Here is a 9,857-nt window from a genome sequence, read left to right as displayed (position 1 = left end):
GGTGCATGAAGTTGGAACCTGGGATCCATAGAAGAAAAGATGACCATATATCCCTTTGTCTGCAGGATGACGTGAATGGGAAAGGGATTACAAACGGCTTTGATCAATTTAGATTTATTCATCAAGCACTACCAGAAATTAATTTCACAGAAATTAACACAGGCTCCTATTTCATAGGAAAAAGAATAAAGGTGCCTTTCTTAATTAGCTCAATGACTGGAGGAACAGAAAGGGCTTATTCAATTAATAAAAACCTTGCTCTGGCTGCCCAAGAGAAGGGATGGGCTTTAGGCTTAGGCTCTACCAGAGCGGCCGTTGAGAATCCGAAACAAAAGTATACGTTTCAAGTTCGAAAATTTGCCCCAGACATTCCCATCATCGCAAATTTAGGTGCCGTCCAGCTAAACTACGGATTTGGTATAGATGAATGTAAGCAAGTAGTAGAAATGTCGGAAGCGGATGCGCTTGTTCTTCATTTAAATAGTTTACAGGAAATGATTCAGCCTGAAGGGAATACAAACTTTAAAGGTCTATTAAAGAAAATTGAGCAACTTTGTCAGGACTTTCCTATCCCTGTGGGTGTAAAGGAAGTAGGTTGGGGGATCAATGGGAGTTTGGCAAGTCGGCTTTTTGAGGTAGGAGTAAGCTTTATCGATGTGGCAGGAGCTGGAGGAACAAGTTGGAGTCAAGTGGAGAAACTACGATCCAATGATTCTCTTAAAGTTGCTGTAGCTGAAGCTTTAAATAATTGGGGGCTGTCGACAGCTGAATGTCTTCTAGATATGAAAAGCTATCCAACTATGGGAACGACCATTGCAAGCGGTGGATTAAAAAATGGAGTGGAAGCTGCGAAGGCAATCGCGCTTGGTGCGGATTTAGTTGGATTTGGAAGGTCTATCCTTCCAGAAGCAGTTGAGTCAGTAGACTCGTTGATTCAAAGATTTACTCAATTGGAATGGGAATTAAAGGCCGCCATGTTTGGTATTGGAGCTGATTCCATTGGCAGCCTAAAGAATTCAAAATGGATAAAACGCCTATAATTACATTATTTTTTTAATAGAAAACCTAATATCCCACCATAGAGGGAATGACCTAATAGCCAAAACCCGAATGCCGTAAGATCGGTCAAAGAAGGGGTGCGATTAGATAAAGCAGTCGTAGGATAAAGAAGGACTCCGATTACTAAACTAAGTAGGATGACGAACAGCACTCTTTTGTTGGTGGGGAGATTTTTTTTGTTAAGGAAAAATAGTAAGCTTACGCTCATAACAACAGAAATAAATAAGTGGATACTAAATTCAATGATCTCAGAAAGCTCAAAACGTTGGATGATAGGAACATAATCCACATTCAATAATAGTGTATAAACCTTAAGAGAAGTAGTCTTTTCAACCACTTTCAAAAATAGTCCCAAAAATACACCAGAAATCAACCCAGCAAGGACAGCTTTATTTATCTGTAGTTTTTCCAATGAATGTCCTCATTTCCTTATTCATCACTATGGATTTTCTTTTATTATCTTTGGATGAAGGAAGTATGTCAAATGTTTGTATAGTTGTTTTTCTGGCGTTGTACAAGGTTGTGGCTTGGTATATACTGGACTAAATAGCCATGAGAAGTTTTTTCCAACATGCCGAGAGGATGAAATAAAGAGAAATGAAAATCGAAAATTCAACCTATTCGATCCAACAAGTTTCAGAAATTACCGGATTGTCAAAACAGGTAATTCGAAAATGGGAAGAGAGATATCAAATTGTTAATCCTGAAAGATTAGAAAATGGGTACAGAATTTATAGTGAAGCAGATATTAATACAATATTAAAAGTAAAAGGATTAGTTGACCAGGGACATACAGTCAAGCAAGCAGCATATCTTGTAGAGAAAGGTGGTTCGCCTTCTGATCAAAGTCTACTGGATGCTGGCTGGAAAAAGAAGAATCAATATGAAGAGTTAAACGAATTTGTTCTCGATTTGCTGAAGGAAGGCACCCACTGCAACGAAGCCGCAATGAATATAATTCTCCAGCAGGCCTATCACCAAAAGGGATTAGAATTTTTCATTCAATCTGTCGTGATCCCTTTTTTACATGAAGTTGGGAATCGATGGGAAAAGGGGCAATGGGGCGAATATCAGGAATCGCTTGCGAGCCTAACGGTACGAGATTTTCTTGTTCAATTGAGGAGAAATTTTAAGTACAGGGAAAATGCACCGACCCTTTTAGGAGCCTGTTTGCCGTACGAACAACATGAAGTTCCGGTGCTAATCCTTTTGATTCAAGCTATGTTAAAGGGTTGGAAAACGATCTTAATAGGGGCATCTCCAGCTGAAGGATCAATTGAAAAGACGATTCAAAAATTGGAGCCAGATAAAGTCATCTTGTCGGCTACCACGACTTTTCCTTTCGAACAGGACCCAGCAATTTTGTCCAAGCTAGAGAAGTTTGCCTCTGACTGTAAGAAAACCCGTTTTTACATTGGGGGACCGGGAGCAATCAACTATCTGTCAAACAGAAGCAAGCTACAGTTTATCCAGCTTACTCACTCATTGAATGAGGTATTAGAATAAAACAGGATGGAGAAACAAATGCAACAAAGAAAAACAATCATTTGGTTTCGCAGAGACCTACGAATTCAAGATAATGCGGCATTATTTTCAGGAGTTGAGCAAGGGAGTATTGTTCCTGTTTTTATCTGGTCGCCTGAGGAAGAAACAAAAAGGGTTGTAGGTGAGGCTGCTTCCTGGTGGCTGCACCATTCCCTTTTAGAATTAGACCGAGCTCTACAAAGACGGGGATCAAAGTTAATTGTTCGAAAAGGTAGGAGCCTTCCTATACTTAAGGAACTGATTGAAGAAACTGGCGCTCAGGCTGTATTTTTTAATGAAAGATACGAGCCTGGGATTAGATTTCGCGACCAACAGATTAAAGAAGCTCTAGAAAAGGAAAGTATAGAGGTAAAAGTCTTTCACTCCAACCTGTTGTTTCCACCTTTATCAATAGTCAATAATCAAGATCAGCCCTATAAAGTATTTACCTCCTTTTGGAAAAAATGCTTACAAATGCCCATTCCACATTCCAAAAGCTTACCTACCACCTTCAATAGTACACATTCAGATGTCAAAACCTTAAATATAGAAGAACTAGGTTTATTGCCAACTAGAGCATGGTATAAAAAATTTAAGGGTTATTGGGTGCCGGGGGAAAAAGGGGCAATAGCTAAGTGGGAGCAATTTATAGAGGAAAGGCTGTCAGGATATTCGATAAAAAGAGACTATCCATTTGTTCAGCAAGTTTCAAGACTGTCTCCACATCTAACCTGGGGAGAAATTAGTCCGAGGTGGATGTGGCATCAATTAGTGGAACAAGAGAATATTGTTTCTAACGATGGTCAGAAAGATATTTATGGATTTTTAAGACAGTTAGTATGGAGGGAATTTGGTTACCATCAACTTGTTTCCTTCCCAGAAATGATTGATTCCCCTCTCCGTAAGGAATTCACGTTTTTTCCTTGGGAGGAGCGGGAGGGTGAATTTGCTGCATGGAAACAAGGTAGAACGGGCTTTCCAATAATTGATGCGGGGATGCGGGAATTATTGGAAACCGGTTGGATGCATAATCGGGTACGGATGGTAACCGCCTCCTTTTTAGTAAAGCATTTATTGGTACCATGGCAAAGAGGGGCTTCATGGTTTGAGGAAACGCTGCTGGATGCAGACTTGGCAAATAATTCGATGGGATGGCAATGGGTATCTGGCTGTGGGGTTGATGCAGCACCGTACTTTCGAATATTTAATCCCATTATCCAAGGACAAAAATTTGATGAAGCTGGCGACTATATTCGTCAATGGGTACCAGAATTAAAACACCTGCCCGCAAAATATATCCATTGCCCATGGACAGCGTCTGATGCAATCCTCCGTGAGGCAGGGGTGGAGCTAGGTACTTCCTATCCTTTTCCCATTGTTGAACATTCTTTTGCAAGGGAAAGAGCTTTAGAGGCATACAATCTAATAAAAAAGTAAGGGGGTATAGGATGATTCGGTTCGGTTTGAATTTTCTTGGTCTATTATTAGTGGTTATTGTTAATGCATTAGCTAATACGTTGCCGCTAAACGGACAGACTACGGGCGAAATTTCTAACAGGTTAAATGTGTTATTTACACCTGCAGGCTATGTATTTAGTATTTGGGGACTCATTTACTTATTACTCTTTATCTGGGTGCTCAGACAGTTGCCGAAGAACCGAAGAAATCTCCCTCTTTACCAATCCACTAGTGGACTTTTTCTTCTTACCTGTATGCTAAATATCCTGTGGATTTTTTTATGGCATTATGAGTACTTTTTCTATACGGTTTTAGTCATGATTGCTTTTTTGATTACACTTATTTTTCTATATAAAAAAGTAAAAAGCTTTCACCCTCCAAAGATAGATGTAATCCCTATATCCATCTATTTGGGATGGGTTAGTGTGGCATTGATTGCAAATATTAGCTATTATCTGGTTTATATTCAATGGAATGGCTGGGGAATATCACCAGTTGTGTGGACGATTATTATGCTATGGGTCGCTGCATTACTGGCGGGGATTTTTTACATGAAAGAAAAAGACCCTTATTATGTCTTGGTATTTATATGGGCTTTGATTGGGATTGGTGTGAAAAATCAAGCTACCTTTCCTAGTGTAAGTTACGTTTCTTACGTACTATCAATAGCATTACTAATTTTTCTATGGGTCAATAAAGGAAAAAGCTCTACTTGAGAGGTAGAGCTTTTTAAGCTAGTCTTCAAGTGATTTTTCTAAATCTTTATCAACAATAAAAACCTCAATTCTTTCTCCAATCTTTGTACTAATATCACTATGACTAGATAAGACCTTACATTTTGTAAATTCTTCTACTATTTTTTCAAAATCATGACTATACATTTCACGTAAGACTTGTCTCATTTGCTTTACTAGTTTTCTGCCTGTGTCGTGGGTTACAAGATGCTTCTCCTCGGTGGTTAATACGCCTTTGAAGCGTGTTATGACCATGTCCTGTACGATGTATGTTTTTGCTTCCTGTGGACCACGTCCAAGTAATTCTCTCTGAAATTTAATAAATGCTGAGCTGATTTCAGCCTCTAGTTTCCTCTTAGAATTAGCCATCCCCAAAACCCCCGGATCTATTTACATATTTCTATCTAAATCATGAACATTATATTACTTGCATTTTATATAATGTCAATAGTAAAAAAAATAGGTATTAAAAAGTAAAATAAAGAGAAAAAATGAGAAATTAAGAGATAATTAATGAAAAAGCAAAAAAAACCTATAAATTCAGCGGAATATTACATGAAATTGGCTGTTTACAAATACTAATTAACGAAATAGAATAACAGCATAAGTAAATAGACGGCTTAATCCTGATTTATTCAGGAACGGAGGAACCAATTTTTTGGGGTTAATTCTGGGGAACCAGAAGGGATGAGAAACTCTTTCGCCATCCTACCCGTCAGCTAACTTCGTCGGCTAAAGCGAAGGAGGTCTAAAGACCACCTTATTCAGGGGGCTTTTTTGTTTTTAAGCAAGAGGGCAGCCTGACAAACTAAGTAGGTCTTTTTATTATGCCTATTTTTAGAAAAAGTAAACTGGAAGACAGGACGCAAAGGAAGCCTTACAGGCTTGCTGGGCGCTAAGTAGACCATGCATACTTTTTCTCCAATATGATCAATTATGACAAGAATCCTTTATAGGAATATCTCTTTTTGAGGTGTTTCTAGTTCTGGTTCTTGGTCTCAATTGCTCAACTGGGGAAGGAGTACGTATGGTCTATTTTTTATGCTTTCTGATGGTGATGTTTTGTAAATGTCACTGGATGAATAATCAAAAAAGGGGGGATTTAAATGCTAGATATTCTAATGGTAGCTGCCATTTTTGGTTTGGGAGCACTAATGCTGGGACTTGTTCGTTGGGCTGATTCTGTAATTCAGAAAGGGAGTGTTAAGTAATGCTAGTTTTTATAGGAATCATTATAGCTGCTTTGTTTGTGTATCTTGGATATGTACTTATTCATCCTGAAAAATTTTAATTGAAAAAAATAAAAACTTGATTTCAAGTGGAGGGAAATACATTGACTACCGCACTATTATCCGTGGGGATTACCTTAATCCTCGTCTTATTACTTGCAAAACCGATGGGGGTCTATTTAGCTACTGCATTCGATTATAACAAAACAAAATTGGATCGCATTTTTGGCTTTGAGAAGTTGATCTACCGTTTTTCTAGAATCAAAACAAAGGATCAAACTTGGAAGCAGTATGCAATTGCCGTCATTTGTTCGAATACTGTGATGATTTTACTAGTTTACGTGTTTTTTCGGATTCAAGGAATTTTACCGCTGAATCCAAGTGGAATTAAAGCAATGGAACAAACCCTATCGTTTAATACCGCAATTAGCTTTATGACCAATACTAATTTACAGCACTACAGTGGGGAAAGCGGATTATCCTATTTAGCGCAGATGGTAGCAATAGGCCTAATGATGTTTACTGCTCCGGCGACGGCACTAGCTGTCATAATTGCTTTTATTCGTGGATTAGCTGGTAAGCCTTTAGGAAATTTTTATGTAGACCTAATACGCTCTATATTCCGGGTGCTTCTACCTATTTCATTTATTTCAGCACTAGCATTTCTTTTCTTAGGAGTACCGCAAACATTAGATCCTACCGTAACGGCTAAAACGATTGCTGGTGCAGAGCAGCAAATCGCACGCGGACCGGTGGCGTCATTTTTAGCGATTAAAGAATTGGGGAATAACGGAGGCGGCTTTTTCGGGGTAAACTCAGCGCATCCTTTTGAAAATCCAAACGCAATTAGTAACCTGATTCAAATTTTACTTATGTTGTTAATTGGTACGGCTACTCCATTTGCTTATGGGAAAATGGTAGGGAATGCCAAGCAAGGCCGAGTGTTGTTCATCTCTATGTTCATGATGTTTCTTATTATGCTGGGTGTTTCACTGACTTATGAATACCAAGGAAACCCTGCTTTAAATGCATTAGGAGTTCAACATGAACAAGGTACCATGGAAGGAAAGGAAGTACGTTTTGGCGTTGCCCAATCAGCTCTATATTCTACTGTTACAACTGCTTCAGAAACCGGAGCGGTCAATACGATGCATGACACCCTTACACCAATTGGCGGACTAGTAACGATTTCAAACATGATGCTTAATACCATTTTTGGTGGAATTGGCGCAGGCTTTCTAAACGTTTTAATGTACGCCATGATTGGAGTGTTTTTATGCGGTCTTATGGTTGGACGGACACCAGAATTCTTAGGGAAGAAGATTGAAGGCAAAGAGATGATTTTGATTGCTGTCACTCTTTTAGTTCATCCTATTCTGATTTTGGTACCGACGGCATTGGCAGTCGTACTGCATCCAGACACAATTTCTAATCCAGGATTCCATGGTTTAACACAGGCCATGTATGAATATACTTCATCGGCTGCCAATAATGGATCAGGGTTCGAAGGTTTAGGAGATAATACACCATTTTGGAATATCTCAACAGGTATTGTGATGTTCCTTGGTCGATATATTTCATTTGTCACCTTGCTTGCCGTTGTGGGTTCTTTAGCGGCGAAAAAACCAGTTCCGGAAACAGTTGGTACATTCCGTACAGATACTGCCTTGTTCGGAGGAGTGTTTATTGGGACCGTTATTTTAATTGGTGCCCTTACCTTCTTCCCTGGTCTTGTCCTAGGACCGATTGCTGAACATTTGACATTAAAATAATTAATGGAGTTTCCTTTGGAGGAGTAAACCATGAGTAATCAGAAAAAAACAATGATCAATTCAGATATAGTCAAACAAGCCTTAAAAGAATCATTTATTAAGCTAGACCCTAGAGTAATGGTTCGAAACCCAATTATGTTTGTGGTTGAGGTAGGATTTATTATCACTCTGCTATTTACATTTTTTTCAGGTGCTTTAGGAGGGGATGTTTCCCCTTGGTTTAATGCAACGGTGTCTATTATTCTACTACTTACCGTTTTATTCGCAAATTTTGCAGAAGCATTAGCAGAGGGACGCGGGAAAGCACAGGCAGATTCTTTAAAGAATACTAAAAAAGAGAGTATTGCAAAAAAAATCGTGAATGGAACGATTATGAACGTTTCGTCAACAGATCTTCGTAAAGGAGATATCGTCATTGTGTCCCAGGGGGAGCTAATTCCTGGGGACGGTGAAGTCATTCAAGGAATTGCTTCTGTAGATGAATCTGCAATTACTGGGGAGTCTGCTCCAGTGATTAAAGAAGCAGGTGGTGATTTTAGTTCTGTAACAGGTGGAACTCGTGTTGTAAGTGACGAAATCAAGGTGCGTATTTCCAGTGAACCAGGAGAATCCTTCCTAGATCGTATGATTTCCTTAGTTGAAGGAGCGCAGAGACAAAAGACGCCTAACGAAATCGCTCTGAACACAGTACTAACAAGCTTGACGTTGATTTTCATGATTGTTGTTGTAACTCTTCCATTTTTCGCTAAGTATTTAGAGATCAATCTTGAGATTCCTGTCTTAATTGCCCTGTTGGTATGTTTGATTCCAACCACTATAGGTGGCTTGTTGTCAGCAATCGGGATCGCCGGGATGGACCGGGTTACTCAATTCAATGTCATTGCTATGTCTGGTAAAGCGGTGGAAGCTTCAGGAGATATAAATACAATTATTCTAGATAAAACAGGTACGATTACGTTCGGAAACCGGATGGCAAGTGAATTTACTCCTGTTGGAAATCACAAGGTGGAGGAGCTTGCTTCTTGGGCAGCGATTAGCTCAGTTAAGGATGAAACTCCAGAAGGGCGTTCGGTTTTAGAATTAATGAAGAAATTAAACTTCACATATAATGATTCTCTAACCGATAACAGTGATTTCATTGAATTTAGAGCCGAGACCAGAATGAGCGGTCTAACTTTAATTGACGGCCGTAAAGTTAGAAAAGGAGCAGTTGATGCAGTCAAGCAATGGGTGATCGAACAAGGCGGAAAAATTCCTCAAGATCTACAGGAAAAATCCAACCGGATCGCTTCTGAAGGAGGAACCCCGTTAGCGGTTGCAGTTGATCAAGTAATCTATGGACTTATTTATCTCAAAGACACCGTAAAACCAGGAATGAAAGAGCGGTTTGATCAGCTTCGTAAAATGGGAATTAAAACCATCATGTGTACAGGAGACAACCCGCTGACAGCAGCTACGATTGCGAGAGAAGCAGGAGTTGATGATTTCATTGCAGAGGCCAAGCCGGAAGACAAGATTTCCGCGATACGAAAAGAACAAGGTGAAGGTAAGCTGGTCGCGATGACCGGTGATGGAACCAACGATGCGCCTGCCCTTGCTCAAGCGGATGTTGGCTTAGCAATGAATAGTGGAACGATGGCAGCGAAAGAAGCCGCCAACATGGTCGACTTGGATTCCGATCCTACCAAGATTATTGAAGTCGTTTCAATTGGTAAGCAATTACTAATGACCCGCGGGGCACTCACTACTTTTAGTATTGCGAACGACGTTGCCAAGTATTTTGCGATTATTCCAGCGATGTTTATGCTGGCGATTCCTGACTTAAGTGTGCTGAACATTATGCATCTTGGTTCACCAACTTCAGCAATTCTTTCAGCCTTGATCTTCAATGCCATCATAATACCGATGCTGATTCCTTTAGCGATGAAAGGGGTCACCTATAAGCCGATGGGGTCTGCAGAATTACTTCGCCGCAACCTCTTCGTGTATGGTTTAGGTGGTGTGGTGGTTCCGTTTATCGGAATCAAGTTAATCGATATCGCCGTTAATCTATTTATTTAGTTCCCATATTAAATGTTCGG

Annotated in this window: 9 protein-coding genes and 1 riboswitch; of the genes, 7 read left to right on the top strand and 2 right to left on the bottom strand. The window is 39.7% G+C overall.

The genetic code is table 11. From position 1 onward, the window contains the following. Positions 1-11: 11 nt before the first annotated feature. Positions 12-1,040 carry a type 2 isopentenyl-diphosphate Delta-isomerase gene (fni, locus tag QFZ87_RS18780; protein WP_309864627.1) on the top strand — a complete coding sequence of 343 codons (1,029 nt, stop codon included), beginning with the start codon at positions 12-14 and terminating at the stop codon, positions 1,038-1,040. Positions 1,041-1,045: 5 nt separating this feature from the next. On the opposite strand, the gene QFZ87_RS18775 is transcribed toward fni, so the two are convergent. Next, positions 1,046-1,471: a hypothetical protein gene (locus QFZ87_RS18775; protein WP_309864625.1), complete on the bottom strand. Its 426-nt coding sequence runs from the start codon at positions 1,469-1,471 to the stop codon at positions 1,046-1,048. A 185-nt stretch (positions 1,472-1,656) separates the two neighbouring features. Here QFZ87_RS18775 and QFZ87_RS18770 point away from each other — a divergent pair, with 185 nt between their 5' ends. From QFZ87_RS18770 to QFZ87_RS18760, 3 genes are read left to right on the top strand one after another with little or no spacing between them, the layout of a single operon-like run. Next, positions 1,657-2,565, top strand: a complete 909-nt coding sequence (locus QFZ87_RS18770; protein WP_309864622.1) for a MerR family transcriptional regulator — start codon at positions 1,657-1,659, stop codon at positions 2,563-2,565. An 18-nt stretch (positions 2,566-2,583) separates the two neighbouring features. Continuing rightward, positions 2,584-4,020 (top strand): cryptochrome/photolyase family protein, encoded by a 1,437-nt coding sequence (locus QFZ87_RS18765; RefSeq protein ID WP_309864619.1) that lies wholly within the window; start codon positions 2,584-2,586, stop codon positions 4,018-4,020. Positions 4,021-4,031: 11 nt separating this feature from the next. Further along, entirely contained in the window at positions 4,032-4,757 is a 726-nt protein-coding gene (locus tag QFZ87_RS18760; protein ID WP_309864616.1) for a TspO/MBR family protein, read from the top strand. 18 nt (positions 4,758-4,775) lie between these two features. On the opposite strand, the gene QFZ87_RS18755 is transcribed toward QFZ87_RS18760, so the two are convergent. After that, positions 4,776-5,144 carry a Na-translocating system protein MpsC family protein gene (locus QFZ87_RS18755; RefSeq protein WP_308080110.1) on the bottom strand — a complete coding sequence of 123 codons (369 nt, stop codon included), beginning with the start codon at positions 5,142-5,144 and terminating at the stop codon, positions 4,776-4,778. 238 nt (positions 5,145-5,382) lie between these two features. Continuing rightward, positions 5,383-5,524, top strand: a riboswitch (cyclic di-AMP (ydaO/yuaA leader). A 461-nt stretch (positions 5,525-5,985) separates the two neighbouring features. Here QFZ87_RS18755 and kdpF point away from each other — a divergent pair. From kdpF to kdpB, 3 genes are read left to right on the top strand one after another with little or no spacing between them, the layout of a single operon-like run. Then, positions 5,986-6,066, top strand: coding sequence for a K(+)-transporting ATPase subunit F (kdpF, locus tag QFZ87_RS24975; protein ID WP_374121084.1), 81 nt, complete (start codon positions 5,986-5,988; stop codon positions 6,064-6,066). A 42-nt stretch (positions 6,067-6,108) separates the two neighbouring features. Further along, positions 6,109-7,776, top strand: coding sequence for a potassium-transporting ATPase subunit KdpA (kdpA, locus tag QFZ87_RS18750; protein ID WP_309864609.1), 1,668 nt, complete (start codon positions 6,109-6,111; stop codon positions 7,774-7,776). 30 nt (positions 7,777-7,806) lie between these two features. After that, positions 7,807-9,837 carry a potassium-transporting ATPase subunit KdpB gene (kdpB, locus tag QFZ87_RS18745; RefSeq protein ID WP_309864606.1) on the top strand — a complete coding sequence of 677 codons (2,031 nt, stop codon included), beginning with the start codon at positions 7,807-7,809 and terminating at the stop codon, positions 9,835-9,837. Positions 9,838-9,857: the final 20 nt, after the last annotated feature.

It is taken from the genome of Bacillus sp. SLBN-46, assembly GCF_031453555.1.
In the GTDB taxonomy this organism is placed as follows: Bacteria; Bacillota; Bacilli; order Bacillales; family Cytobacillaceae; genus Neobacillus.
This window is presented reverse-complemented; position numbering and strand designations above follow the sequence as displayed.

What these genes read in the sequence shown, in the direction of transcription:
- QFZ87_RS18770 (WP_309864622.1), top strand. Translation starts at nt 1,657, where the DNA reads ATGAAAATCGAAAATTCAACCTATTCGATCCAACAAGTTTCAGAAATT.
- QFZ87_RS18765 (WP_309864619.1), top strand. Translation starts at nt 2,584, where the DNA reads ATGCAACAAAGAAAAACAATCATTTGGTTTCGCAGAGACCTACGAATT.
- QFZ87_RS18760 (WP_309864616.1), top strand. Translation starts at nt 4,032, where the DNA reads ATGATTCGGTTCGGTTTGAATTTTCTTGGTCTATTATTAGTGGTTATT.
- QFZ87_RS18755 (WP_308080110.1), bottom strand. Translation starts at nt 5,144, where the DNA reads ATGGCTAATTCTAAGAGGAAACTAGAGGCTGAAATCAGCTCAGCATTT.
- kdpF (WP_374121084.1), top strand. Translation starts at nt 5,986, where the DNA reads ATGCTAGTTTTTATAGGAATCATTATAGCTGCTTTGTTTGTGTATCTT.
- kdpB (WP_309864606.1), top strand. Translation starts at nt 7,807, where the DNA reads ATGAGTAATCAGAAAAAAACAATGATCAATTCAGATATAGTCAAACAA.